The sequence below is a fragment of the Mesorhizobium sp. ES1-6 genome (genome assembly GCF_020164775.1).
Taxonomy (GTDB): domain Bacteria; phylum Pseudomonadota; class Alphaproteobacteria; order Rhizobiales; family Rhizobiaceae; genus Mesorhizobium.
Genome location: NZ_JAIUGU010000006.1, coordinates 35,526 through 61,349 on the forward strand (window position 1 = coordinate 35,526; position 25,824 = coordinate 61,349).

The 25,824-nt window shown below is 58.8% G+C and carries 20 protein-coding genes; 5 read left to right on the forward strand and 15 right to left on the reverse strand.

Translation table 11 applies throughout. The features are described from left to right. Positions 1–6: 6 nt before the first annotated feature. Genes LB564_RS16605 through dpdE form a run of 5 tightly spaced genes read right to left on the reverse strand, consistent with a single transcriptional unit; the run spans position 7 to position 10,286 of the window. Complete coding sequence (locus LB564_RS16605) at positions 7–720, reverse strand: hypothetical protein (protein ID WP_224539295.1); 714 nt, start codon at positions 718–720, stop codon at positions 7–9. Continuing rightward, positions 710–3,745: a protein DpdH gene (gene dpdH / locus LB564_RS16610; protein ID WP_224539297.1), complete on the reverse strand. Its 3,036-nt coding sequence runs from the start codon at positions 3,743–3,745 to the stop codon at positions 710–712. Before dpdH ends, LB564_RS16605 begins: the two co-directional genes overlap by 11 nt. Then, positions 3,738–4,643 carry a protein DpdG gene (gene dpdG / locus LB564_RS16615; RefSeq protein ID WP_224539299.1) on the reverse strand — a complete coding sequence of 302 codons (906 nt, stop codon included), beginning with the start codon at positions 4,641–4,643 and terminating at the stop codon, positions 3,738–3,740. Before dpdG ends, dpdH begins: the two co-directional genes overlap by 8 nt. Then, positions 4,640–7,138, reverse strand: a complete 2,499-nt coding sequence (dpdF, locus tag LB564_RS16620; protein ID WP_224539301.1) for a protein DpdF — start codon at positions 7,136–7,138, stop codon at positions 4,640–4,642. The genes dpdG and dpdF overlap by 4 nt, the downstream gene beginning before the upstream one ends. Next, positions 7,125–10,286, reverse strand: coding sequence for a protein DpdE (gene dpdE, locus LB564_RS16625; protein WP_224539303.1), 3,162 nt, complete (start codon positions 10,284–10,286; stop codon positions 7,125–7,127). The genes dpdF and dpdE overlap by 14 nt, the downstream gene beginning before the upstream one ends. A gap of 247 nt (positions 10,287–10,533) precedes the next feature. Here dpdE and LB564_RS16630 point away from each other — a divergent pair, with 247 nt between their 5' ends. Then, positions 10,534–11,490 carry a hypothetical protein gene (locus LB564_RS16630; protein ID WP_224539305.1) on the forward strand — a complete coding sequence of 319 codons (957 nt, stop codon included), beginning with the start codon at positions 10,534–10,536 and terminating at the stop codon, positions 11,488–11,490. Between the two features lie 3 nt (positions 11,491–11,493). Further along, the gene (locus LB564_RS16635; RefSeq protein ID WP_224539307.1) at positions 11,494–12,288 is read left to right on the forward strand and encodes an HAD family hydrolase; all 795 of its coding nucleotides are present in this window, start codon (positions 11,494–11,496) and stop codon (positions 12,286–12,288) included. Between the two features lie 204 nt (positions 12,289–12,492). Here LB564_RS16635 and LB564_RS16640 read toward each other — a convergent pair whose 3' ends face one another. The 8 genes from LB564_RS16640 to LB564_RS16675 are packed head-to-tail and all read right to left on the reverse strand — an operon-like array spanning position 12,493 to position 19,274. Further along, positions 12,493–13,059 carry a VUT family protein gene (locus LB564_RS16640; protein ID WP_224539308.1) on the reverse strand — a complete coding sequence of 189 codons (567 nt, stop codon included), beginning with the start codon at positions 13,057–13,059 and terminating at the stop codon, positions 12,493–12,495. Further along, positions 13,052–13,789 carry a 7-cyano-7-deazaguanine synthase QueC gene (gene queC / locus LB564_RS16645; RefSeq protein WP_224539310.1) on the reverse strand — a complete coding sequence of 246 codons (738 nt, stop codon included), beginning with the start codon at positions 13,787–13,789 and terminating at the stop codon, positions 13,052–13,054. The genes LB564_RS16640 and queC overlap by 8 nt, the downstream gene beginning before the upstream one ends. Beyond that, a complete protein-coding gene (locus LB564_RS16650) occupies positions 13,789–14,160 on the reverse strand; it encodes a 6-pyruvoyl trahydropterin synthase family protein (protein ID WP_224539312.1) in 372 nt (123 codons plus the stop codon). Before LB564_RS16650 ends, queC begins: the two co-directional genes overlap by 1 nt. Beyond that, entirely contained in the window at positions 14,160–14,792 is a 633-nt protein-coding gene (gene queE / locus LB564_RS16655) for a 7-carboxy-7-deazaguanine synthase (protein ID WP_224539313.1), read from the reverse strand. Before queE ends, LB564_RS16650 begins: the two co-directional genes overlap by 1 nt. A gap of 6 nt (positions 14,793–14,798) precedes the next feature. Further along, a complete protein-coding gene (dbpB, locus tag LB564_RS16660; RefSeq protein ID WP_224539316.1) occupies positions 14,799–15,887 on the reverse strand; it encodes a DGQHR domain-containing protein DpdB in 1,089 nt (362 codons plus the stop codon). Beyond that, positions 15,884–17,176 carry a tRNA-guanine transglycosylase DpdA gene (dpdA, locus tag LB564_RS16665; protein WP_224539317.1) on the reverse strand — a complete coding sequence of 431 codons (1,293 nt, stop codon included), beginning with the start codon at positions 17,174–17,176 and terminating at the stop codon, positions 15,884–15,886. Before dpdA ends, dbpB (LB564_RS16660) begins: the two co-directional genes overlap by 4 nt. Then, positions 17,173–18,312 (reverse strand): DGQHR domain-containing protein DpdB, encoded by a 1,140-nt coding sequence (gene dbpB / locus LB564_RS16670; protein ID WP_224539319.1) that lies wholly within the window; start codon positions 18,310–18,312, stop codon positions 17,173–17,175. Before dbpB (LB564_RS16670) ends, dpdA begins: the two co-directional genes overlap by 4 nt. Next, on the reverse strand, positions 18,309–19,274 hold the full coding sequence (locus LB564_RS16675; protein WP_224539320.1) for a hypothetical protein: 966 nt from the start codon (positions 19,272–19,274) through the stop codon (positions 18,309–18,311). Before LB564_RS16675 ends, dbpB (LB564_RS16670) begins: the two co-directional genes overlap by 4 nt. 633 nt (positions 19,275–19,907) lie before the next feature. On the opposite strand from LB564_RS16675, the gene LB564_RS16680 reads away from it, so the two are divergent. Together LB564_RS16680 and LB564_RS16685 are read left to right on the forward strand one after the other, a co-directional pair. Beyond that, complete coding sequence (locus tag LB564_RS16680; protein ID WP_224539322.1) at positions 19,908–22,022, forward strand: ParB/RepB/Spo0J family partition protein; 2,115 nt, start codon at positions 19,908–19,910, stop codon at positions 22,020–22,022. A 764-nt stretch (positions 22,023–22,786) separates the two neighbouring features. Continuing rightward, positions 22,787–23,098, forward strand: coding sequence for a DUF736 domain-containing protein (locus LB564_RS16685; RefSeq protein WP_140682099.1), 312 nt, complete (start codon positions 22,787–22,789; stop codon positions 23,096–23,098). Positions 23,099–23,194: 96 nt separating this feature from the next. On the opposite strand, the gene LB564_RS16690 is transcribed toward LB564_RS16685, so the two are convergent. Further along, positions 23,195–23,716 (reverse strand): MucR family transcriptional regulator, encoded by a 522-nt coding sequence (locus LB564_RS16690; RefSeq protein ID WP_411961763.1) that lies wholly within the window; start codon positions 23,714–23,716, stop codon positions 23,195–23,197. Between the two features lie 435 nt (positions 23,717–24,151). Here LB564_RS16690 and LB564_RS16695 point away from each other — a divergent pair, with 435 nt between their 5' ends. Beyond that, on the forward strand, positions 24,152–25,357 hold the full coding sequence (locus LB564_RS16695) for a DUF932 domain-containing protein (protein WP_411961765.1): 1,206 nt from the start codon (positions 24,152–24,154) through the stop codon (positions 25,355–25,357). Between the two features lie 235 nt (positions 25,358–25,592). Here the strand turns inward: LB564_RS16695 and LB564_RS16700 are convergent, their stop codons facing one another. After that, on the reverse strand, positions 25,593–25,808 hold the full coding sequence (locus LB564_RS16700) for a helix-turn-helix domain-containing protein (RefSeq protein WP_224539327.1): 216 nt from the start codon (positions 25,806–25,808) through the stop codon (positions 25,593–25,595). Between the last annotated feature and the right edge of the window lie 16 nt (positions 25,809–25,824).

The following is a 25,824-nucleotide window of genomic DNA, read 5'->3' on the forward strand; positions in this document are numbered from 1 at the left end:
GCGTTGCTACCGAAGCCTAATGCGGAAGGAATTGATGAGGTGGCGACTTTCGAGCCATGTTTGCACTTCGTCGGTATAGGCCGTGAGCGGCGCGCCGTCGCTCGCCGCTGCGCGAATAAAGGAGATGACGCTCCGTGGGATATCCTCCGCCGAAATGGTGGCCCAGGCGGTATCGTGTTCCGCGATGAGCGTGTCCAACCGGACGACGGTCGCTTGCGGATCGGTCGGCAGGCTATTGCCGAGTGCCGTAATGTTAGTGCGGCAATGCAGGATCTTGTCGACGCTCGGGCGGAATTGAGGGACCTCTGCGAGCGCGCTCAACACATCGTTGGGCCCAAAGTCGGCCCGCTTGGCGACATAGGCCTTCCAGGCGTCGGTCATCGACTTCTCGGCGGCGGCCGCGATCCCAGTAATCCGATCTGTAAAATCGTACCTGAGATCGAACGGTGGATCTTTGACCGCGGCCGGGTTATCCCGAATGGCCGCGCGAAGCGTTTTCGCTTTGGCCGCTAAGCCCATTCCGTCGCTCGGTACAAAGCTGATGGCCACGCCTGCACTTGCCAACCTCTCTAGCGCGCGGCGCGTGTTCGCGATCCTCTCGGCAACAGTACCGAATTGGTCGGCGCGCGTATGGAACTGTTGGGCTTCGTCTGCCGTACCTTTCAGCTTCTGATACTGGCTGATTTTCTCAGCAAGCCCGGACGCGCGTTCAAGCAGCATCGAAGGCCTCCTCGCCCTTAGCGCTCACGCTGGTGAGGTCCGTTTCGATTGCCCGCAGCGAAGCGTCGATTCGCGATAGGCTATGCGCTAGAGCGCCATGCGTGGCAGTATGGCTATGGCCATAGGTTTCGAGATTCTGATCCACCGCGTCAAGAAACGCTTTCGCGCTCGTTACGAGCGCAGTGCCTGCCTCGACCGCGTTCTGTCGTCCACGCCCGAAATGCGCCAGCGCCGCAAGTGCGTCGTCCTGTTTGACGAGGGCGCGCGCAGCCAAGATTGAGTCATCAAAGTTCGTCCCGCGAAGGCGTTCGAGTGCATCGAGCAGCGCTTTTGACGTATTGCTCGAACCGATGCCGGCATCGAGTGCCGCCTGACGTGCGCCCTCAAGCGTTGCGGCGATGGTCGAGCGGATAGCGTCCGGGCCAAATGCGGCTTCCATCTCGCTCAGCCATTTCTGGCGGACCGCCATCTCGGCCGTAGCCGCGGACGCGAGGTCAGCCCTGGTCTCGCGATAAAGTTTGGCAACATCGCTCCGGTCGTCCTCGGGTGGCTCCAGGCCAAGGCGCCATTTGGATTGGCGTATGTCGCGGATAGCACCGACGATGCGCCCCGGATTCAACATCGCGCCGACTTGGCCGCCCTTCATGCTCGATAGTTGAGCCCGCGCCGCGCTGACGATCTTGTCACGGCCGCGCACCAGCCTGTGGTATGTCGTGCGCATATCGTTGGCTGTACTGGCGCACTCAGAAGGCCAGGAGCTGAAAGCGCCGTCGATCATCTCGGCGATGCTCGCATCCGGCCTGATCTTACCACCGATTGCCGCGCCGACGCAGAGGAGTTCAAGAGCAGCTTTCGCTTGGTTCCAGGCGGGTGTCGGCGCACAAACCTTGCGCAACTGGTCTTCAACGCTTTTCGACCAGACTTCGATACAATCGAGAAAGGCTGCGAGCATCTTTTCGCCATCGTCAAAATTCCAGCGGAACTGTTGCTTGCTCGCGCGGAGCAACCCCTGAAGGGCCGTACCAACGGTCGGTGCCGCCGGCAGATCACCCGGTACCCGGATCTTGACCTGAAGATGCTCCTGTATCTGCGTCATCTGCCTGTCGAAACTGATGCTGTTGGTTTGGAACGCCCGTCCAGTCGTACCGACAAAGCTCGTTTTTTCGAGCCCCAGCATATCCCAGTCGATCGCATCGGCGATGGCCGTGAAGATTAGCGGCCTAAGTTGCGAGGCCACCGTCTGGTCGAGCCCCTTGCCATTAATCCACGCCTCGATTGCCTGATCCTCACGACTGGCCACCGCCGGCATTAGTCTTTCGGAAAAGCCGTCGTCTTCACCTTGTTTGATGACTGGCGCTACGGCTGCGTCCGGTATTTCGGGTACCCCGAAAGCCTCACGGAGAGGTGCCTCGAGGTTCTTGATCTCGCCAGAGCCGTCGTAGAGTTCTAGAAACGCCTCCCAGCGTTGAAAGACCTGTGGATTGCGGTTTTGGAGCAAAACCTGCGCTGTGAGAGGAAGCATCTTCACGCCGCCGAGCTTCTCTAGAAGCCTGTAGGGAGGGAAATTGCCTGTCGTGATGGTCTCCCCATAGTTGTCGAGCACCTGCACGAGCAGGTCGTTCTGGAGGATACGTGGGTTCAGGCTTTCCGGCATCGAACTGTCGGCACGCGAGGCGGAGTTCCACAACGCGCGCGGGGTGAAGGGATAGAGACCATACCCATCAATTGCTCCGAAGGTCGCATGACATTCCCCCCGGTGGGGGCAGTTGGCACAGCGCGACGGTGGATTATCGCCTGGTCCGGCGCTCTCATTCCAGCGTTCGATTTCGGCTCGCCCGAGCCGAACGGCATTCAGATAGCGCGACGCGAAATAACCGAGTGAAGACATCGTCACGCTCCGTCCTTCGGCTCGGCCAGCGGATCGATCCATGTCAACGATGTGAGTGGTCCGCATATACGCCGTTTCAGCGACGCTCTTGAAGAAGCCAGTGGTTACTGCGATGGCAGAGCGCATTTTGCATTGTCGATCATCCCCATGTGAGGTGATGGCTTGAAGCAGGGCCCGATCAATTCCCTGAAGACGAGCAAATTCCTCTACCAGTAGGACCAGTTCTTTACCTTGGCTCTTCAAGTGGGTGCGCAACCGCGCCATCAGCTCCTCAACCCGGTCCCCGGAGAAGCTCAGTGTGCGTGCCACGGCGCGGTCGAGATTTCGATTTATGATCTTAATTGCGAGTGGAAGGTAGGCGGCAGGGTCCAGTTCGATAATATGCATTGCATCGCGCGCTTGCTTGGATGCGTTGGCGAAGTCCATGCCGCCGAGCGGAAGGTCGGTATCCACAAAGCTTCGCCGCTTATCCGGCCGGTCCTGGGCGTTCGATGGTGCGAAGATGTGGTCGATGATCTCTGCTACTATGGTGCTGTCTGCCAGAAAGTGCGTCGCACGCATGTGCGGATCTTGGAACAGATGCGGCAGATGCCTGACGAGTTCCTGCTCGATCTCGTCCGCATCGGCGGCCAGCACCTCCTCTCGGATAACCTGAGCGAGGTCATTTAGAAGCTGTTGCTTCTGGTCGCTCCGGTTTTGGGTGCCGTCACCGGCAGACTGCAGCGTGTCAAGAAAGCTTTGCTGTTCCGCCTTTGGTAGCTTCTCGATGATCATCTTTACGATGGCCCGCAAGCTCGTGCCGGACTTGGGCACCACAAGCAGTAGGTGCTTCTCGTCCGGCCTTATGTTGAGCCGCATCCAATGAACGAGGTGAGACTTGCCCGACCCCGTTTCACCGAGTATGGCGGCGAGCGCATGCGGGCGCTCTTCGCGCAGGAAGTCCGCGAGGAATTCGCTCGGCGTCAATTCGCGCCATGCCGCGTCGCTGATCTCCTGGAAGGATTTTCCGACAGGTGGGCTTACGTTGAGGTTCCAATCGCTGTGGACTGCACGGAAGAGACTGTCAGGCATATGCTCGGCGAAAGGGTTGATGACCTGGCGGACGGCATTGGGTTCCCAGCAAAGATAGTTACGCATCGAGCGAACCCCGGGTAGCGATATGGCTGACCCGGCTCTCACGCGCACCGAAAACAAGAACACGTGCCGGCGCGTCGGCTACGCTGTTGAGTACAATCCTTTGTCGGTCGGACAGACGCTGAAGAGCGATGCTCGTTGCGATTGACAAGCGATATGCAGCATCAGTCGATGAGATCGGCCTCATCGCGTCATAACTCTGACGGACGCTGCCCGTCTCAAAGACTGGATAGACTGCGGCTAGGCGGGACAGGAATTGCTGGATAGGCAGTTCAACGTCGCCCCCAAAAACCACAGGCAAAACGGCGTCGATTGCCCGCGCGGGATCAGGGATGGCACGGCGAGAGTTGGAATTGCCAACGATGGTAGCGAAACCGAGGTATCTCGCCCAATAGAGGAAACTTTGGTAGTTAAGGAGTGTAGTGCATTCCGTCTTTCTGGCGTTTTCGCCAATTTCGGCCTTAATTGCGAAGCTAGGATCTTCTGAAAAGCTCATGGGCGTCAGCGGATTGGCGCTGAGAAACCACGCGAGTGCGAGCATAAAGCCGGCCTGTTGGGCGTCGTTGGCGCGTGATGGGTCGAATAGGGTGTGGTTAAGATAATTGCGGAAGAAAACTTCGCTGCTCTGCCCCTTCTTGCCATTCCCCCGCGCATCGGCTGTGAGCCGCAGCTTACCATCTGCTTCCTCGACGAGACCAAGCTTGCGAGCCTCCAGCAGTGAATTGACAAACAGTTTGGTGGTTGGACCGCCTCCCTCGTCCGAACCGCTTTTGCTCAAGGACAGAGGCGTCGCCCAGGATTCTATGCGGTCTTTGGGTTCGCCATTTTCGCTGTCAAAGAGCGTCGCGTAGATCGCGAACAGGCGACTCGGAACGGCTTCGACAGTGGTGATGATACTCATTGAATAACCCTTTCAAAGAATTCATCAAGCGTCAGTGTGCGGCCCCCAAAAACGTCGCGCAAGCGTCTGCCGTCCACTGCCATCTGGTCCTGTGGAGTGATGAAGATTCGTGGTGTTTTGGGACGGGTGACGAGATTCTGCTCCTCCAACACCTGACCCTCGCCCACCATCACCACCTCCGGACCCCTTGGTAGCCGCGAAAGCGCTAGAGACGAAACTTCACTCACGAAAAATGGGACCTTCTCTGCGAATTTGAGAATCTTTGGCATGTCGAAAAGTTGCGCGCCCAAAAGCAGCAGCTTGGCGAACTGGGCTTGCTGTAGGCGATGAAGGCACTCCCCAAGCCGCCGGGACGCAGCGCGCGGTAGGCTCTCGGCTTCGTAGGTCACGAGCAGGCGCAGGTTGCTGTCGAGAAGCCGAAGAGTAGTTGGATGCAATGGTTCAATCCAAGGCGCGCGCGGTTCACCAACCGGCACAGTACGGTGCCGGTTGGTGGGGTCGGTCCGGCAGTTGCTGCACCGGCTGCACGCGCGTCCAAGGCGATCGCTACTATATAGCTCCTCAAGTACCTCAGCGGGACAACGCGCGTCACCAAGGAATTCGCGCATAAGGTCGAGGTTGCGCTTGCTAGCCATCCAGCCCTCGCGCCGCACAGGTTCCACACGCAAGGCCCAGACCGCCTTGTCTAGGTGGTGATCGTCCACAATCTCTACCTGGAGCCAATCGCCCGCCTCTTTCACACGCGGGTAGGGAGTTCCCAAAAGCCGGACGAGACCGGCGCGCGCCATGAGCGCCAGAGTCCGCAGATTCCAATCTGTATTGGTCTCGCCGAACATATCGATATCGTGCTCGTCGGCTCCTGGCCGGCCGTCAATGCGGACCACAAAACGGCCCTCGGCCAGTTGCAATTTTCGCGCGAACATCGTCGACCAACGCTTGAGACCGCGATCAATACTAATGACTTGTTGGGCATTGATAGCCGCGGCGGTGGCGAAGTCCTTGTTCGTCGGGACGATCAACGACAGGGAGGCCTTGCCGTCGCGACCGCCGCGACCGACCTCTTGGTAGAAGCGGTCAAGCGTCTCGGGGACGCAGGCATGGACGATACTGCGAGCATGAGGATAGTCGATGCCAAGGCCGAAGGCCGAGGTACCGACAACGATGTCGAGCAATCCGTCGCGCCACTCAGCGACAATCAACTCGCGTTCCGCGCGGCTAGTCTTACCGTGGAGCTTGCGCACGCGGCCAAAACCGGCGGCAATCAACCGATTGTGCCACTTATCAGCTTGGTCAACCTCAGTCACATACAGCACTGCTGGGCGTGGCAGGTGGTGAAGAGCCTCGCTGACTTGATCGATCCGCGTTTGCTCTCCCGTAACCGGCGCGATCCAGTAATCGGGCTCTGGCCTAAGCTGGACAGCTGCAATGCTCTCGAAATCGCCCTGGATGCCGAACAAGGCGCGCAGTGTTTCGAGCGAGGAATCGGTCAAGGTCGCGGATAAGAGCAAAGTCCGCATTCGCTGCGCAGGCGGGGCTGCGGCAATGAGTTCGCGCCTCAAGCCGCTCAGTTCCTGAAATTCCGTCCGAAAGCCGGTGCCCCATTGGTCAACCAGATGCGCCTCGTCGACGACCAATGCACGCAGATGACCCGCCTCGGCAGCGCGACGTAGGGGATCGCGCAGGCGTCCGCAGGCCGCCTCGGGCGAAGCGAAGCAAAGGCCCTGCGAGCCCTCGGTGATACGCTCCGCGATGATCCCGTTTTGGACGTCGTTGCCGCCCTGGAAGGCGAGCGGCTTGGAAAGTCTGCAGACGTCAACCGCCTCCTGCTCATGGTTGATCCCAAGCGCGACGGTCGGGACAATAACGAGCGTGACGCCTCGCCTTTCAGCATGGCTTGTTCCAACAAAGCCAACGCTTTGCGCGAGTTGGAAGATCATGCTTTTCCCCTCGCCCGTGGGAAGTGCAACGACGAGCGTTCCGCCTGCGGGTGTCGACAGGGCGGCACGTACCGCAGCACGTTGGCCGCGGCTGCGATAGGATGTCCGTCCGACTGAGGCGAGGAACGGGTCGCCTTCGCTGCCCTTGGCATTGAACTCGCGGCAGACCATCTCGGAAGCTGCGAAGCCGTCGACGCCATGATCGTCATTTTGAACGAGCCAGCTTGGCTGCCAGGCTAGCGCCGTCACGTAGCGACCATGTGCTGACGGCGTAGTACGCAACCCCACACGCTCCCATTGATCGAAGGCGCCGAAACGTGGGTGGGCGACCAATACGGTCGGAGAGACGGCGTAGCTGCGCCTGGCATGCTCGTAACGCATCGCCTGCCGGAGGAGGACCGCGAGATCCAGCGGACTAGCATGCTGCGACGCGTCGCTAAGAGCGAGGCGGAGTCGATCGATGGATGGAGAAAATGCGCGCCAAGTCTCACCGTCATCAGAGTTGCCAAGCAACCGGGTTAACGCCGCGAAGGCGTCATTGCCGTCAAGCTTGATCATGGGCGCCTCCTTTTGGCCGACGCTGTGCGACTATGAAACATCCCATGGCGTCCAACCTGATCGACGGATCACGGATGCTCGGCAAAGTCCCTTCGATGAGATCGAGATCAGCGCATGCCATCGCGTCACCGGCGGATTGGCGGCGGAGTAAACGATTTCGATGGCGTTCGAGGTCGGCTTCGGCCATACGCACCCCAGTGGCGATCTGCTCGATGATGTTGGGTTGCGCCGCGAGCCAGCCACGCGCGCTGTCACGTACCGCACGGCAAATCCGTTGGAAGGCGGATGGATCGATGATCTCAGCGAGCAGTTGCGGCCGACTACCGAGATTAATGTCGGGCGGATACGCGCTGTGACGCTCGTTGCAGTAGGGGCGCTCAAGGATCGCGATCAGGCTTTTGTTGCTGACCGCCTCACCGTTGACGTCGATATAGAGCGTATGCCCCCGTGGCGCCAAGTAGCGTTGGGCGCGTCTCGATGCGGCAAGCTCAGCGCGGGTGGGAGCAAGAAGATCAGAGAGCTCAACGCGCGGTTCGACGACGAAGTAGAGCTTAAACCCGATCCAGAGATCGTTCGGCCAGTCGGGCGCCGTTCGGTAGGTGACAAATGCAGTTCCGCGATCATCCCACCGGGTGAAACGCTCAGCGACATCGATTAGCGGGACTCCAGGTCGAAGAAGGATGACGTCGGGGCGCTTAGTCGCGATCCGCCTTTTCCAACTGAGTGGCTGGCTATCATTGACGTCTAACTCGGATTGCCAGGGCAGACGCGGAATCAGTGTGTTGTTGGTGACTCCAAGTTTGAATGGGTCGTCTTCGGGCCAGGCAAACGGCCGCTTTCTCAGTTGCAGCGTGCCGACTAGCCACCGATCGACGCCGCGTTCGAGTGTGCCTTCGTCTTCCTCGGCGTCCTCTATTCCCTTGATGAAAGTCTCGACAGGTTCTTCCGCGAGCGCGATGCGATCGAGCGCATATTGCTCATCCTGCGAGCTTCGCTCCTCGTTGATGCGAGCGCGGATGTCAGCCGCTAAGGCCAGAACGCCCACTGGCCCGCTGTGGAGCAATGTTTGGAAGGCTTGATCCTCAAAGCCTTCCAGTCGGAATTGAATGTCGCTAATCGAACGGTTGAAAACGAGGAACCCGTTGGCTAGCAGTTCGAACCAAGCCGACCAGGGGCTCATGTCATCATCAGACGGGAGTAGGACGCGGTGACGGATAATGCCTTGCCGACGGCCAAACCTATCAAGGCGGCCGATCCGCTGTTCGATTCGAGCCGCCGACAAAGGTAGATCTAGATGGACGATTGCATCAGCGCAGCTCAGATTGAGGCCCTCTTCGCCCGAGCGGTCCGTCACAAGGATCGTGCTTTTACGCGGTTCCTTGAATGCGTCGAGGGTCTCGACACCATCATCTAAGCTGCTGGTCAACAGATAGGCGACCGTACCATCGCCAGCCTCCTGGTACTGCTTGTGGAAGACCGTCGCGGTTTGGCCCGATGAGGCAAAAACGACGATCTTTGGATGCGAGGTTTCGGCTTTCAGAGTCCTGATAAGCCGAGTGGTACTGGCGATCATTGTTTCGATGCGATTCTTCTCTTCGCATTCTTCCGCGATCGATCGCAGCGCATCTAGAATCTCGTCCTCGCCCTCAAATGTTGGCGTGGCCATCTTGAGCCAGCCACGCAGGGCATCGGGGCCAACGCCGACCGCGTCTAAGAGGTCGCGATATCGAAGGGCCGCTCGCGCCTTCGCAGGTTCATCGCCGCTCGCGGCTTCCGTAGCGGAGAAGCGCCAATCCTCGATCGCTCTGAATAGGAGTTGATCAGACTCGCTGGGATTGGCTTCGCTTCGGACATGCGACAGGTTGGGTTCGGCATCGACGGCGGGACCGCGGGGCATAAATTCCCATCCCTTCGCATCGGCACGCCGTGCACGGATAAGGCGCTGATGTATTCGATAGCTGTCGGCAATATGCTCTCTGAGCGTCAAGCATAGACCGGCAACATCGTCCTGCCCGCCTCGTGTTGCTTCGACCAAGCGAGGCGCGAACTCTTGCACAAACGGATCGGTTGGAAACAGCCGCTGAAGTTCGGATCCGCGCTGCCGCAAAACGAGCCCCGGCGCGTCGGGATTGAGACTCAAAAGCAACCGCCCGACGTCGCGGCGATGTTCCAGCTTGGCTCGGAAGCCATCGAGATCCTCGAGCGGATGAGTGACCGGATCGAGAAGGTTCAAAAGCGCCAGAAATTTCGCCTCTTCGCCGAGCGGCGGCGTCGCCGAGAGCAATAGTAGCACTGGGGCATCTCGCGAGAGAACGCACAAACGTTCAGCAGCACTGACGAGTGCCCCGGATTCTTGGCCAACAAGATGATGCGCTTCATCGATAACCAGAATATCTGGAGCGCGTGAAACGCGAGCAAGGTCGGCATGCGCACAACACTCGTAGCGCTGACCAAACTGGTCCAGTCGAAGCTTGTCGATCAACTCGCGGCGCCATTGTCCGACCAAATGCTGGGGCGTTGCGATTAGAATCTCCGTGTCCGGATTGTCGATCAGATGTTGGCGAATGATGAGACCAGCTTCAATCGTCTTGCCTAGGCCGACCTCGTCGGCGAGCAAGTAACGCTGGATAGGGTCGCTAAGCACGCGTCTAACGGCGGCGACTTGATGCGGAACAAGGTCGATACCTGCCGACACGAGAGAGGTCAGCCCCTGTGCGGCGCTCCTAAGGTTCAGCAGTTGCATTACCGCGCCTTGCCGGCGGTCATGGAGGAACTGGCTTTCGGCACCTCCCGCGGCAAGGATGTCTGCCGGGTCGTCAGGTACGCTCCATGGACGAACAAACAGATCAAGTTCGCTGCAATCCTGCTGTCCGCCATTCGGGAGCCGGACCTCGTACTCAACGAGACCGTTCTCCTGCAACATATAGTTGGTGACTCGTCCGATGCGGACGCGGTCGCGTACTCTTATATAAACTCTCGTTTGAGGGCTCAGATAGGCGCGCTTAATCTCGCTGATTTTCAGGTCAAGTTTTTCAATCCGCCGCATGGAGTGGAACACTGAAACCAAGCAGCGTCCATCCGATGCGGACTCTAGCTTTCCCACACCTTTGCGGTCAGGCAACTCTATAAGCATGCCTTGAAACAGCACGTGCCCCCCCCTCACGAGTGATTCGTTCTCGCTCGCCCCAGGTCAACATACCGGTTACTTCTCAAGCGCCAAATAGAAATGGTGTTTGTGCGGTGGTCGAGTTCTCACTTGATCCGAGTTCTCAACGATGACTTTCAGGGAATTCGCGCGCACGAGAAACTGCGGCGAGCAGCGCAGTCACCGGGCAAGACGACAGACCGGGAGTTTAAGCCATGCTATATCCGGGTGAATCGGCTGAGAGGGTACCATGAGTGAGCATCACAATGCAGAAAGCGGGCGGCGAGCTAAGAAGATAGAAACCGATGCGGAGATGGGCTGGTTTGACGCCATCGCCTGCTCATTTTTCAACAAAAGTATCGACTTCTACCCACGCTTGGGCACCCAAAAAATTGAGAGTGTACCGTCGAGTGCGATCATCGCAGAGATGGTCGAGGCGACAAAGCATTGGAATGAGTTCGAATCTACTGATGCGAATTTGGACAAAGCGATCGAACTCGCCCGGGCGTCACTAAACGAGGCGAAACAGCAGACCGAATATCAGGACCAGAAGGCGACTCGTTTGCTCACGGTTACAACATTTTTAACCGCACTGGCCGGAGCCTTCTTCACGACCTTCACCGGAGAGTACCCTTTGCAGACGATTGGTGCCGTTCCAGTCGGGTGGAGTTTACTCCTAGCGGGCACGTATTTGAGCTTCGTTCTGTTCGTGTTGTCGGCGTTGACAGGTGCCCTCGTCACATTCCACGGTACCCGAACCACATTCAAGTATCCGGCTGAGGCGACAGTCGTTGGGCAAGCTGGACCGACTCGATCATACCTCTTTTTTCGAGAGATGATTGGTGTGTCGCCGACCGGTTGGGTCAATTCTTTTGTCACGGCCATAGAAAAAGATGGAAAAACCATTGCCGTCCTAAAACCAGACCTCAAGGTTAAATACCTCGAAAATTACGTCAGCGAGGCGTATTTAGTTGCCACGAAAACTGCGGATAAGCTTCGATACCTACAGCCAGCTCAAATTCTGCTCGCCTCTGCCCTTCGCTTTCTTCTCGTCTATGTGGTTCTCCTGGTGATTGTCAAAGCCACCATCAACCCGACGAAGCCAGCGCCAGACTCTTGCGGAATTGAACTGAGTCTTTCGCTGGGGCCAATGGTCAACAATTTGGTCTCGGGGACTGCAGCCCCAGGGCCGTGTAAAGGACCGTAAGCTATGACTCGCGATCCTGACAGGGCGGCGGTGTTCGTCGATGCCGATAACACGTTGTGGGACACGGACGCAGTATTCGCCGGCGCACAAGTTGCTCTTCTTGGAGCTGTAGAATCAAGGATTGGCATTGCAACGGCGCAAACGGATCGCCTTCTGTTCGTGCGTGCGATCGATCAGGCACTCGCGGAGCGTCATCACGCCGGTTTGCGTTATCCGCCACGGTTGCTTGTGCGTGCCACCGAACTGGCGCTCAGGGGTGCAAAAGCCAACGAGGCTGCCCGGGCAGCATGGAATGGCGGCGAGGACTATCTTTTGCCGGACGGCGATCTCACCACGATCGAGGAAGGTTTTTTGGTTGATCTGGCAAAGGCGCCCCGAATTCGCAACGGGGTGGCAGAGGGACTGCATACGCTTAAAGATTTGGGCGCCCTGCTTCTGATTGTGACCGAAGGAGCAAAGGTCAAGGTTCAGCGGAATGCCGACCTACTTGAACTTACCAGTTTCTTTGATCGCATAATAGAAGGCCGAAAGACATCGGACCTCTATAAGCGGATACTCTCGTTGATAGGCCCGCGCGCCCGGGCCTTCATGATTGGCGACCAACTCGACCGGGACATCGCCCCTGCCGCTGCTGCCGGGCTTGAAACCATCTACTTCCCAGGAGGATTTCGGCCGCGGTGGACACCTGATGAGGCCTCTGTTCAGCCAGATCATCTAATTTCCAGCTTCGACCAAGTCCCTGCCATCGTCTTTGACGCAGCATCCGGTACGGCCGGAGCGCGAGTCCGAGATATCTAGAGCCAGTGCGACTCGCCTAAATGGTCATAGGCGTCGCGAAACCGACAACAAAGTGACAGGGCCGACCGACGCGGACGCCGTAGAGATGCATTCCTAACGGCTGGTCAAGATGAAGGCTTCCCTATTCTTGGCGATCCCGGGTTGCATCCTCTACACAGCGGCTTTTTGGCTTTTTGGTAGCCCATCAACCTCAGATTTTCAGATTCAAGCCGGCATAAGGCCAAGCCGACGATCGCGCGCGCGCAGCAATGCCAAGAACGGAAGGGCGACCAACACCATCCACGCCTTACCCACGACCTGTCCCGCCAAAAATTCAACGGAGCCGAACGCGAGGCCGAGAAACACGATGCTGTCGATGATAAGCCCCACAATGCTGCTTGCGACGGCGGCGCGGATGAATCCGCGGCGCTGCAGCGGAGTGTAGACCGCTAAGTCAGCAATTTCCGACAACAGAAAAGCGACAGTGGAAGCGACAACCAGTGCAGGCGGCGCAAAACTCGCGGACAACACGGCGCCGATCGCAATTGCGGCAGCCGCCCAAATTATTCCAAGTCGCCGCTGCACAAGGTCGCGCAGCACCAAGGCGAGGCCGACCGCCAACACCCCGCTAGGAGCTTCAAGTCCGGGCGCCACAGGAATCAGACATGGACCGTTCGGTACGCAGGTTGTCCCAACATTTCCGATTAACCAGTTCGCTAGCGGGATACATCCAGCAAAGCACAAAGCGAACACGATTCCTTCCGTCTTACGGAGGCGTTCGATCTCAGCCATGGGCTAGTTCCTGCGTCAGCGGTAGCATTGCTGATCGCGCGGCGAACTGCCGATATCCCTTCGCGCGCAACTCGCATGCCGGGCACACGCCGCAGCCTCGGCCCCACTCATGAACGTTCCCCACGTCCCCATCGTAGCATGTCAGAGTGCTAGTGCGGATCAAGTTTACCAGGGCGCGCCCACCGAGTTCTTCGGCAAGGGCCCACGTCTGTGCCTTGTCTATCCACATAAGCGGAGTTTCAAGCACGAAACGACTCTCCATACCTAGGTTGAGAGCGACTTGAAGCGCCTTCACCGTATCGTCACGGCAATCCGGATATCCGGAAAAGTCTGTTTCGCAAACGCCAGTCACTACGTGCTTGAGACCTCGACGATAGCCGACAGCAGCCGCAAACGTGAGGAAGATAATGTTCCGCCCAGGCACGAAAGTGTTCGGCAACCCGGATTCGGTTGCCGCTATCTCAACGTCGCGTGTCAACGCAGTCTCACTTATCTCGCCAAGCACAGATAGATCGAGCACCCGATCCTCACCGAGTTTGGCAGCCCATTTCGGAAAATGACTTTCCAAGCCCGCCCGGAATTCACCTCGAGCGTCGAGTTCGGCTCGATGCCGCTGCCGATAGTCGAACCCAATCGTCTCCACGTGGTCGAACCGATTGAGAGCCCAAGCCAAACATGTAGCGGAATCTTGGCCGCCAGAAAAAAGTACGAGCGCGCTTGAATTGGACATTATTGAGAGTCCGTACCGTAGAAACTACAGGCTCCCGTGTCGCTATCGCGTCTTACGGTCACTCGCCATAAGTTCGGACAGATGGGCGCGACTTTCCGCCATATCCACGACGAAAGGTTTTCCATTGTCGCGGGTCCAAGGTCATTAATCTCGTCCAGAAAGCGGTGGTCGAGACCATCGCGAGCCTCTTCGAGGGCCTGGTCGAGCAATCCTAGATCGATTACCATGCCACTCTCCGGATTAGGACGGCCGCGAACGACTACTTCTGCGCGGTAGGAATGGCCATGAATCCTGCGGCTCGGCTCGACCTCAATCTGACGTTGGAGCGTGTGCGCCGCGTCGAAGCGAAACTCCTTGCTCAGTTCGTACATTATCGGATCCCCATGAATTTGTGAGTTTGGAGAGATAGGCGCCAGTGCGGATGCTGCAGGCAATAGGCTATCGCCGCCGCCGTATTTATTTCGACCATAGGACCGTCGAGAGGCTGCAGAAGGAAATGGTCAAATGCGAGATTCTCAAAGATCGCAGGATCCAGGCCGACTTGCGGAAACACCAGTTTCAGTTCATTTCCCGTTGTTTGCGCCAAGGTTGTCGCACCCTTGGGGCTAACGGTTATCCAATCAATCTTATTGGGGGCCGCGAGGGTTCCATTGGTCTCTAAGGCAATTTCGAACCCGTGGTCGTGGAGTGCCGACACAAGCTCATCCCCAACCTGCAGAAGCGGTTCGCCGCCGGTGAGAACGACAAATCGTTCGGACGTTCCAGCGCCCCACATATTCTCGATTGCGGCTGCCAAAGAAGATGCATCATGGAACCGGCCCCCGCCAATGCCGTCGACGCCGACGAAATCGGTGTCACAAAAATTGCAGGCGGCTTTCGCTCGGTCGCGCTCCCGCCCGCTCCATAGATTACAACCGGCAAATCGGCAGAAAACGGCCGGCCGCCCAGTGTGGCGACCTTCACCCTGCAACGAATAGAACATCTCTTTGATTGCGTAACTCATAGTTTTTCACGCTGCCCGTGCGGATTCGGCCAGGCGCCTCTTGAGGACCTGGACTAGGTGAAGTGATAATTGGCGGACATCGGAGGGAACGTTCTGAAGCCCGTTCCAACGTCGGCGCTCGGCGCCGAACTCCCACTCGCCCTCGCTCCAAGCGGTCTTTCCTTTTAGCAACCGTAAGCCGTTTGCGAATTCGTCGCGTGTGGCAGCGCCGGTAACGCTGTTGAGAAAGTCCATGACATACCCGAGCGCGACAATGCCCGTGCCATGAATCAACCGAGAGGTCTTGGGCGTCTTGTCGGCCCAATCGTCTGCGAAGACGTGTTGCACTGCATGATAGAACTCGCTCATCATCGTGACGCCTTGATCTAGCAGAAGCTCATCCTCGCCGGCATAGAGACGCAGCGCGCCGTCACTCAACGAATTCATGATAACTCTCTGGAGCACAGTGTCCCGGATCACCCCCTTTGGATTGGTTTGCTGCTTGATCAAACCTCTCAGCGACGACCCCTTGCGATAATTGAGCGCCTCAGTAGCAAGTGCCGCTTGTGATCGACTCGACATGCGGTGCGGCAGGTCTCCCACTTTGGGAAGGAGCTCGTAAACCAGGGCCTTTGGTAGCGGGCGGGTGTTGTTCACGAGGATGAACTGCTTTTGCAACTCCTCCTCGGTCTCACAGATGAATCCCGATACGAGCACTTCAAAATCACGGCTTTGAAGTTCCAACAAGGCTGTAAACCGCTGTTGCCCATCAACGATCCAACCGGGTGGGCCGTTGGACGTGTCAATCACCAGTTGGCAGAGTCGGCTTTCTGGGCTCGCTGCCGGCTCTAACCAAGCGTGCCCCATGAAGGCGACCACGATGGGATTGGGCAAAATTGAATTCGGCTTTTCGAGATAATCACGGATTTCGCGAATGTGCCCCGCGATCTGCGGTCGCTGAAAACCTTGCAGGGTGCCGCCATCATCGCGGCCCGCCCGCTCGATTCGAGCAATCCGTGCAACTTCCCCAGCATTCGCAATGAAGGTGAAGACCGTGAGTTTCTCGCTCTGAACCGGCGCCAGTGCATCAAATCGAAGAAAACGTTGCTTGTTCATATGCTTTCTCGCCGGAATTCGCTCAAATGGGTGTGAAAGACGTGGAGGTTGTGGATGCCGCGTCGCTTGTTGCGATTTGAGGTGCGGAAGATCACGGCCTCCACGCCGCTCTCCCGACAAACTCGGCAACTACATCGCTCCCAGGGACGATCTCCAAGGGTGTGGGCGTAGACCTTGCGCTGTCGGGTTGCGGCGTCAGCACGGCGGCTTGGTGACGCTTCGTCGTGCCAATTCAGGGCAGCCCAATAGTCCATCACGGCATCAAGGCTTTGGTCCAGGGTCGCACCACCCTCGGCGTAAGCGCGCACGCCGCGAAGCGCGGCGTCTTCAAGACGCCTCGCGTCTTCCTGGTTGAGGCTGCCTTCCAGCGCCTTATGCTTGAGCTTGTTGTTCTGGGTGGCCTGCGGAATACGAATTGCGGTGTAGTACGAGAGGTCGCCGTTGGGCGTCCGCACCCAGTAATTTTTCCGGGCATCCTTGAAGGCGCGCAAGAGCGGTGACGTCGTATCGAAACTGGTTACGCGGTACTGCTCCAGTACGGCCAGTTCCTCGATTTTCCCGAAACCGAGAAGATGCAGTCGAACCCGGTCGGGGAGAGCATCACGCAGAGCTTGTAAGACTCGGCGAATCTGATCGATCCTCAACGGCACGGTGCCGCCGATCGCCAAATAGTCGTATCCCATGCTGGCCAGGTTGCGGGCAGCTTGCGCCATACTCTCAGCCGACCAACCCTGTATGACCCCCATCGGCGTGAAGCCTGGGCCAATGCTCTTGGCAGATTTGTAGAACTCAGTCGCGTTCTGCAGCGTGATCTCGTAGCGACGGCGCACATCATCTGGCACGTCGTCCAGGACCCGCGTTACCCCAAGATCGTCAAAGTCGAAGATGAGGTGATCGGGCGAACATCCATGCGTGAAACCGGCATCAGCATAGAATTCCGCTGTGTCGTCGGCCTTGTATGGCGGTTCCGGCAGGTTCCGATAGGTGAAGGCGCCGCAGTCGCCTATCAACAAGCTTCCCGGAAATCGATCGATCGGATAGCGCAGAAAGCGTCGAGCACCCTCGCGACGAAAGCGCATCAATTGAGCTTCTGAATATTTTCCAGGCTGACGAGCGTCGCCAACGATGCCGCGGGAAACGAGGATCCCGTCATAAGGTGCTTGCTCTAGGAACTCGTGGGGATACTGGTCATCGCGGTGAACCGATCGACCCGCGCCGTTGCGATCGGCAACAAAGTCGTACTCTGGATCGATCGTATCGACGCTGTCAGCGAAAACGAATTGCATCATGCGACCTTTGCAAAGGCGTGCATGTGATCAAGCCGTGCCAAATGGCCCGACAAGAGTTTGATGTCGCGTCCGACGTTTTGAATTTCATTCCAATCACGTTGCAACTCCGCCCATCTGCCGCTGGTCCAGCGACAGTACGGAGCGATGCGCGTCAGCGACTCGGTCGCGTGGAGCAGCAAGTCCGTACCAGGCGCTGCACGAGACATCATGCGGTCCATCAAGAGGCTCATCGCCTCGATGCCTGCCGAATGCATAAGCCGGCTTTCGGTTGGTGGACGCCCCCATGCCTCCGGAAAGACGCGCCGCACAGCAGTCCAGTAAGCGACAAGAGTGCGGTACATCGCATCAACATCGGCGGGATATTGGGGAGTCGCCTTGTAAGGAGAGAGAGCGCCAAGAGCGCTGTTGATGCTGCTGCGAATCGCCTTGATCAATGCTGAGTCCGTGACCACCGCGATCCCGGAATCTTCAGAAAGCCTTTTGATCAGGCCTTGGAAAGGAGAATCCACAGAGGTTTGAAGGAGATTGACGAGTTCGCTCGGGATTTTCCGAGACGACAAGTCACGCGGAAAGGTTGTGTCCACTTCTGGGAGCAGTTCGTTGATTAGCCGGGGATCGAGCGGCTTGGCCTTGTTGACCAGGATGAACTGCTCGCGGTGGACGGACAGTTCCTCAGACACAAAGGCGACGACAGGAACCGGAAAGCTCTTATTCTGAGCTTGAGAAAGGGCGATCGAACGCTGTTGGCCATCGACGATCCAAGCCGCCTTTGGGCCATCGTTTGGAAGCGGGATCCGCAATGTTCCGGCTTCACACGCCCTTACGTCGCCGCCAGGCTTTTCGCCACGGGTTTGGGTGAAGCGCGCGCGGGGCGAAAGTGCGAGAATGATGGCGTTGGGAAATAGCACAGGCCCTCGATCAAGAAACTCAGTGATCGCGTGAACGTGGCTTTTGATGCCTTTGCGCTGAAATCCCTGTAATGAGCCCTCGCTGTCGCGGTGAACGCGGCTGATCTCTGCAAACTTGAGAAGATCGGCGCCGGCGACAAAGAACGCATAGACGGCTTTGTCGGCTTGTTCGGTCCGGACGGCGCGAACAGCCAGCATTGCTTCCTTGTTCCTTCGCGGACGGGTCATGCTGTTTCCCTTTGCGCCACGGCAGTCCGGTATAGGCGACTGAACCGCGATTGCTCGCACGCGACCCCCTCTTCATCCCGGAGCGAGCGGAGGATTCGTGCAATACCCGATTGCGAATGAAGTCGTGCCAAAATTAGCTGGAGGATCTCCGCGTCATTGCGGCGCGGCCGGCGCGCACGTTCCGGGGGCGTCACCGAACTCATAGCCGCCTCCACGGCTGCATAGTCGGCATTCCGGTCGTATGAGTCGCCGTTGATCGCTACCAACCGAGCAAAGTGGAGCAAGGCTCGTTGAGAAAAGTCGGCTCGAGTACCTGGTAGGATCGTATCCAACCGATCGTCATACGGGGCAAGCGATGGGCGAAGCGCAGCCGGCAAGGCTGGCGCAAGAGACGCGCCGAAGATTCGCAATCGCGCCAAAGCTTGAGGTTCCAGTTCACTGAGGCTCTTGCCCACCATCTCAGCATAAGGACGGGTGAGTGCTATCAGCACCCGCCCCGAACCTTCGCGAAACACATCGACCCACTGAACCGAATGCGGACCTGGCAGGAGGCCACAAAACCAAGTGCCTACATCGAAATCACCTGAGACCCGGGCGTCGACAGAATCTCCGTATCCGCTGGAGACGGTGAGTCCATAGGAGGGGACTTGCCGGTCAGCGGCGACTAAGCCCAATCCGGCAGAAATTATATAAAGCTTGGCGTCGGCGATCTCTGCTGCCTGACTCGCCAGTCCAAACCCTCGACCCGCATAAAGTGCGCCTGCAAGGATTTCGGGCTGTAGCGTGCGTAGCCTTTCTAGCCAAGCGTTTTGGATGGCATCTTGTGGACCAATTGGCAAAGAAACTGGGGTTGCGGCGAAAGGCGGCTGCTTTTTCTTTCGAAGGGTGCAGATTGTGATGACCGCAACGGCAACTGCGCTCCCGACATCGCCAGCCGACGTGAAATTCATCGTCAATTTCATCGACAACTGCGCCTCAAATGGCGTTGGTTGAGCTCGCTTAACCAGGGCTTTCCCTGCATCTAGTGTGCCCAACGCGGTTGATACACACCATGCAGACTGTATCATAACTGAAGTCAAACAGCTACAGGGAAATTGCCTGGTTTCCGTCTGAGGGGTGAATAACTGTTGGCCTTATGACGGTTTGTTTTTGAGGCCTGCAGTTATTGGGGCATTGATGCAAAATTTCGACGGCCGAAATGTCAAACCAACGGTCTGTGTGTCGTTCCCCGAGCGCCGCGCAATGGTCAATTTGCCTGCGAGCAATTCGCTCTCTCTTGTGCGGCACAAGTTGCGTCTTGATCGTCCCTCCGCCAAACGAAACTGCAGCCACGGCGTCGGACGGCACTGTTTTGATAGGGGAGAGATGGTCTTGGCCATCTCTCCCCCGCGAATGCCGCCTGCGCAGAGCGGAGCCGCCCGCTCGCAGGGCGGCGCTGACTAGTCATCCGCCGAACTGATCTGATCCGCCCCGCTCGACGCGCAGCCCAGCTCCGCTCGCCGGCATTCGCCCCCCTCTCTGCCGCGCGCTCACGCGCCCCCGGAAGGCATGCCGAGGGGCATGCCTTCGGCATGTAACGGGAAAGGACCAGAACCATGACCATCCATGCAAAGAGTGCGGAAACCACGACAGCCGGCGAGAGCGGCACCGAGGTTTTCATTCCGCTGAACAAACTGAAGAAGTCGCCCCGCAATGCGCGCAAGACGCCGCATAGCGAGGCGACCATCGAAGCCTATGCGGCAAGCATCGCCGCCAAAGGTATCCTGCAAAATCTTGTGGTCGAGCCCGAGCGTGACGGCGAGGGCGATGAAACCGGCTTCTATTTCGTCACCATCGGCGAAGGCCGCAGGCTGGCGCAGCTTTTGCGCGTGAAGCGCAAGCAGATCAAGAAGGCCGAACCGATCCGCTGCGTCATCGACACCAGGAATGATCCGCACGAGATCAGCCTGGACGAGAATGTCACGCGCGAGAACATGTCGCCTGCCGATCAGTTCGAAGCGTTCCGGCGGCTCAGCGAGGAACGTGGCTGGGGTGCGGAAGAAATCGCCGCCCGCTTTGGCATCACCGCCCATGTCGTGCGCCAGCGCCTGCGGCTTGGTGCTGTCAGCCCCAAGCTGATGCAGGTCTATCGCGACGGCGGTCTGACGCTCGACCAACTGATGGCGTTCGCCATCACCGACGATGCCGCCCGGCAGGAGCAGGTTTTCGACAACCTTACCTACAACCGCGAGCCCTACATTATCCGCCGCGAACTGACACGGACCCATGTCGCGGCCGGCGATCGCCGTGCCATCTTGATCGGCGCGGAAGCCTATATCGACGCGGGCGGCATGATCATCCGCGATCTTTTCACCGATGATCGCGGCGGCTTCTACGATGATGCGGCTTTGCTCGACCGCATGGTGATCGAGAAACTGCAAGGCATCGCCGAAACCGTCAGGCAAGCCGAGGGCTGGAAATGGGCCGATGTCCACATCGACTATCCGCATGCGCACGGCCTGCGCCGCACCTACCCGCAGCCGGTGGCTTTGTCGGAAGAAGACGAAACGGCCTATCAGACGGCACTCGGCACGTTCACCCAACTGACGGAAGAATGGAGGAGCGCTGAGGAATTGCCCGACGATGTCGATCAGCGTTTCGGCGAGCTTGAAACCGAGATCGAGCGCATCGACGCACTGCGCCACGCCTACGACCCGGAGGTCGTCGAGCGCGGCGGCGTGTTCGTTGTGCTCTCCCATGACGGAACGGCGCGCATCGAACGCGGCTTCATTCGCGCCGAAGACGAATTGCCGGTACAGGAAGCAGGCGGCGAAGGCTACACCATCAATGGTGATGGCGAGATCATCGAGGCGGATGCCAGTTCGGACCCCGATCATGGAAACGATGAAGACGCGGAGGAGGATGGCAAGCCGCTTTCCGATCTTCTCGTCCGCGACCTGACTGCCCACCGGACGCTCGGCCTTCGCCTTGCGCTCGGCGAACAGCCGGAGATTGCGCTCATCGCTGTGACGCATACGCTCGCCGCACAGGCCTTCTATCAAGGCATGGAAGCCTATTGTTTGGAAATACGGCCGACGAGCACGTATCTCGGCGGCCACGCCGATGGCATCGAAGACACGGCAGCGGCCAAGGCGCTGGCGGATCGTCATGCCGGCTGGGCAGCGGACATGCCGGCCAATGTCGCGGACCTGTGGAGCTTCATCGTCGCGCTCGATCCTGCCAGCGTCATGGCGCTGTTTGCGCATTGCGCCTCGCTGACCGTCAATGCTGTCAAGCAGCCTTGGGAGCGCAAGCCCCGCGCCCACGAGACGGCGGACAGGCTGGCGGAAGCGCTTGGGCTCGACATGACGGCACATTGGACACCGACCGTGCGCACCTATCTCGGGCGGATCACCAAGGCGAACATCCTCGCGGCAGTTGGCGAAGCTGTCGGCGGTGAAGCGGCGGAGAGGCTTGCGGCGTTGAAAAAGCAGCCGATGGCCGAGGCCGCCGAACAGTTGCTGGCCGGGACCGGTTGGGTACCCGCGCTGCTTCGGACCATGAAGCCCGCGACGGTTGCGGGTCAGCCCTATGTCGAGGCCGGGGACGCTGTGGCGGACGAGGCTTCCGCTGCCGACCAAGTATCCTTGAGCGACACACATGCGGCCTATTCCGAGGGCGACGGTGCGAGCAAGGCAGCAGGTGAGGGCTTCGACGTCGCCGCCGAATGAAGGGCAGTACCCGGGCCGTTAGGGCGGCTCCGGGTACTGCTAGAATTTTCCGGCCACGCTGTTCAGCGTGGCCGGTGACCTCGACCGCACGACATTGGGACAAAGGCAACGCGGCGGCGGCTCCTCTCATGGCGATGCCCCGTCCGCCACATGTCTGTTTCTGCTTGAGGCGAATGGCACGACAGTCCATCGGTCCAGCTTGACGCATATTCGCCGTGTTGCTGATCTCGACCATGCCCGCATTGCGTCATCCGGATGAACCATTGGAGAGGTTCGAAGTGTGATCGTCTGGCCCTTAGGCATGTGTCTGCATCCGTGCCGCTACCGACGAGGTACCTGCCAGCGCGAGTGTCTTGCCTTGATTTCCATTCTCCAAGGGCGACGGCAATCGCGGCCTTGCCGACAAAGATGAGCTGGATTCAGATCGGCCCAGGAGCGTTTGCAGTCCCGATGAGAAGCACGACCACGTAGCCATTGTGGTGGTTCCTTCTGTCTGGCTGGCCGGCCACGCCCACTGCGTCCTCGAATGGATTGGTCTGACCGAAGACCGGCTTCGCCTCGATCGTCTTCCTGCAACGCCCAGCACTGGCCTTTTTCCGCCGCCGGCCCAGAAGGCCGGCTTTGCATCGCGAAACAAAAAAACCATCGCTGGCCGCCTTCCACTTCGTTCCAGCCCTGTGGGTGCAGACCGATCGTCCCCGGTCTCAAGACCTCCATCGAGGTCGCGATGGGCGCGGCCCGATCCAACAGAAGGAACCACCACAATGGCCACCATCGGCATGTTCACCAGCACCGCAAAGGGCTTCAAGGGCTCGGTCAAGACCCTCAACCTCAACGTCAAGGCCGTCGATTTCGTCCCCGCCGAAGGCGACAATGAAAAGGGTCCGGACTACCGCATCTTCGCCGGCGCCACCGAGTTCGGTGCGGCTTGGAAGAAGACCTCGCGAGAGGGCCGCGACTACCACTCCGTCAAGCTCGACGATCCGAGCTTCCCGGCTCCGATCTACGCGAGCCTGGTCGAGACCGAAACGCAGGGCGAATTCTCCCTCATCTGGTCCCGCCGCGCCGCCGAGTGAAATCGGCACCAAGCAGAACGAAGCCCCGTCCGCTGACGGGGCTTCGCCATGTTCAGATCCGCCACGCCCACAGGATATTCAGTTCGATGGAGCAGGCTAGGCCTTGGCAGCAGTTTTGCGCGGTTTCTTGGCCGGCGACTTCGCGGCCACCGTCGTGGTCGCCGCCGCGGCGGCGCGAGGTGTACGTTTTGATTTGGGCGTCGGTACAGGCTCTGCAGGCTTGCGGCCAAGCCCGATCGCCTTTGCCAGCACCGACCGAGCGGCAGCATAGTTCGGCGCGACCATAGGATAATCGGAAGGCAGGCTCCACTTCGCCCGGTATTCGTCAGGGCTGAGATCGTAGTGCGTGCTGATGTGCCGTTTGAGGGATTTGAACTTCTTTCCATCCTCCAGGCAGATGATGTAGTCCGGGGTCACCGATTTGCGGATCGATACGGCAGGCTCCAGTTTCACCACAGGCTCGGCCGCAGGCGCGCCGATCCCCTGCAACGCAGCATGAACGTCGCTGATCAGCTTTGGCAGTTCCGCGACCGGCACCGGGTTGTTCGCCACGTAAGCGGCGACGATATCAGCAGCGATGGATACGAAATCAGCTTTTTCCTGCTGCTCGTTTGAAATGGTCATGGATCTTTTCCTATGGTCATCGGATCGGTAAACGTGTCGGCGAAAAGTTTCTATTTCGGCAAACAAGAAAACAATTCGTTAGTCTCCCAACACTGCTCGCGGCATTGTGAAATTTCAAGGCGGCAAGCTTCGCTTCGGTTTTTTTGGAACAGCAGCGGACGAACTTTGCGCAGAGCCTTCAGGGAAGCGAAGGGACTTTCCCTCGCTTCCCTGCCATTGCCGTCTGTTGCAGAGCAGGGCCGCCGGCTCGCAAAGCGTCCGACTGATCCAACTCTCGAAATCTAATTCACGTCCGCTTCGCTCGACCGCGCAGCCCGGCTCCGCGCGACCGCATTGGCCCCTATCACTCCCGCGCGCTCACGCGCCCCCGGAAGGCATGCCGGGGGACATGCCTTCGGCTTTGACGGAAAAGGAGTGAGAACAATGAACATGATCACGAATACCAACGGCACCAATAGCAGCCCGCAGCAGCCTGTTTCCGGCGGCTTTCGCGTGGACATTTCGCGCGGCGAGCGCGTCGGTCGCGTGTCGTCGGAATGGTTTTCGCGACCCGACGATGAGCGCTATCTGTCGCTGACCGAGCTTTACCACGCCGTGCGCGCCCGTGCGGACCGAGCCACCGCCCGCACTGTGGAAAGCCGGGCAGTGAAGGTTGAGGCAAGTCGCGACAATGCGGAAAGGCTAGCGCTCATTGTGCCCGGACAGGACCAACCGATAGCCCCCACGCATTGGAGCTTCGGCCAGTTGTGCAGCCTTGTTGGCGCGCCCGCCACCTACATGCGCCAGCTTCCGGCGCCGCTGGCAGGCATCAACCTGCAGCATGGTCTGCTTTCCCATCGTGCCGAGCTTGTGAAAACCTTGGAGACGGAGGACGGACGCGTCGAGCTTCGCGCCGTCACCGGCCCGGATTACGGCCGCATCTGGGACCGTGAGCTTGTCGCGGCGGTCATGAAGATCGCTGGCAACGGCACCGGCGACACCATGTGGAAAGTGCCAGGCGTTCTGGATTGGGCGACCATGATGCATAATCCCTTTGTAGACATCACCAAGGATACCACCACGCTTTACGCCAGCGACCGCGACGTCTTCCTGTTTCTGGTGGACGACACCCATCCGATCGAGGCCGGGCGGCTGCCTAACGGAGAGCCGGATTTGTATTTCCGTGGCTTCTACTGCTGGAATTCGGAAGTCGGATCAAAGACGCTCGGCATTGCCTCATTCTATCTCCGCGCGGTCTGCATGAACCGTAACCTTTGGGGTGTTGAAGGCTTTGAAGAAATCAGCATCCGGCATTCGAAATTTGCAGCGCAGCGTTTTGCCCACGAAGCAGCGCCGGCCTTGACCAGTTTCGCGAACTCTTCGCCCGCGCCGTTCATCGCCGGCATCAAGGCGGCTCGCGAGAAGATCGTTGCCAGCAGCGATGACGACCGCGAAAACTTCCTGCGCAAGCGTGGTTTCTCGAAAGGTGAAACCGGCAAGATCGTCGAGTCCGTCTTGCAAGAGGAAGGCAGGCCGCCTGAAAGCATCTTTGATTTCGTGCAGGGGATGACGGCGCACGCCCGTACCAAATCCCATCAGGACAGCCGGCTTGAGCTTGAAGGAAAGGCAAAGGCACTGCTGGAAAAGGCGACCTGACCGTCCGACACATTGCGCGGCCGAAATTCGGCCGCGCAGCTTCATGCCGGAATTTTCAACCCATCCGCCATCCGGTTCGACGGCGGCGGCCGCGCTTGGTGGGCGGCCGCCGCTCGCCGTGCTCCGCCCGGCTCGCGATGCGACTGCAGGTCATGATGGCTGTCGAACGCATTTTTTGGGATTATGCACCGTCCCGTCAGTCGCAACGATCCGCTAAGAACTACCCAGTGTCGACTTACCGGTTTGATACTCTGATGAGCTCGCATGGGTCCACGTTAAGCGCAGTCGCGATTCTGCCGAGAACACTGACGCTCGCCGAAACTCGAGCACGCTCGATCGAACCGACGTAACGCATGCTCAACGCTGAGCGGGCCGCCAGTTCCTCCTGCGTCATATCCTGATCATGGCGCAAACGACGCAAATTGATCGCCATGATCTCCTTGAGATCCATGACGACTACGGACCAG

Coding starts and splice junctions, on each gene's coding strand:
- LB564_RS16605 (WP_224539295.1), bottom strand. CDS start 720: ATGCTGCTTGAACGCGCGTCCGGGCTTGCTGAGAAAATCAGCCAGTAT.
- dpdH (WP_224539297.1), bottom strand. CDS start 3,745: ATGCGTAACTATCTTTGCTGGGAACCCAATGCCGTCCGCCAGGTCATC.
- dpdG (WP_224539299.1), bottom strand. CDS start 4,643: ATGAGTATCATCACCACTGTCGAAGCCGTTCCGAGTCGCCTGTTCGCG.
- dpdF (WP_224539301.1), bottom strand. CDS start 7,138: ATGATCAAGCTTGACGGCAATGACGCCTTCGCGGCGTTAACCCGGTTG.
- LB564_RS16630 (WP_224539305.1), top strand. CDS start 10,534: ATGAGTGAGCATCACAATGCAGAAAGCGGGCGGCGAGCTAAGAAGATA.
- LB564_RS16635 (WP_224539307.1), top strand. CDS start 11,494: ATGACTCGCGATCCTGACAGGGCGGCGGTGTTCGTCGATGCCGATAAC.
- LB564_RS16640 (WP_224539308.1), bottom strand. CDS start 13,059: ATGGCTGAGATCGAACGCCTCCGTAAGACGGAAGGAATCGTGTTCGCT.
- queC (WP_224539310.1), bottom strand. CDS start 13,789: ATGTCCAATTCAAGCGCGCTCGTACTTTTTTCTGGCGGCCAAGATTCC.
- LB564_RS16650 (WP_224539312.1), bottom strand. CDS start 14,160: ATGTACGAACTGAGCAAGGAGTTTCGCTTCGACGCGGCGCACACGCTC.
- queE (WP_224539313.1), bottom strand. CDS start 14,792: ATGAGTTACGCAATCAAAGAGATGTTCTATTCGTTGCAGGGTGAAGGT.
- dbpB (WP_224539316.1), bottom strand. CDS start 15,887: ATGAACAAGCAACGTTTTCTTCGATTTGATGCACTGGCGCCGGTTCAG.
- dpdA (WP_224539317.1), bottom strand. CDS start 17,176: ATGATGCAATTCGTTTTCGCTGACAGCGTCGATACGATCGATCCAGAG.
- dbpB (WP_224539319.1), bottom strand. CDS start 18,312: ATGACCCGTCCGCGAAGGAACAAGGAAGCAATGCTGGCTGTTCGCGCC.
- LB564_RS16675 (WP_224539320.1), bottom strand. CDS start 19,274: ATGAAATTGACGATGAATTTCACGTCGGCTGGCGATGTCGGGAGCGCA.
- LB564_RS16680 (WP_224539322.1), top strand. CDS start 19,908: ATGACCATCCATGCAAAGAGTGCGGAAACCACGACAGCCGGCGAGAGC.
- LB564_RS16685 (WP_140682099.1), top strand. CDS start 22,787: ATGGCCACCATCGGCATGTTCACCAGCACCGCAAAGGGCTTCAAGGGC.
- LB564_RS16695 (WP_411961765.1), top strand. CDS start 24,152: ATGATCACGAATACCAACGGCACCAATAGCAGCCCGCAGCAGCCTGTT.
- LB564_RS16700 (WP_224539327.1), bottom strand. CDS start 25,808: ATGGATCTCAAGGAGATCATGGCGATCAATTTGCGTCGTTTGCGCCAT.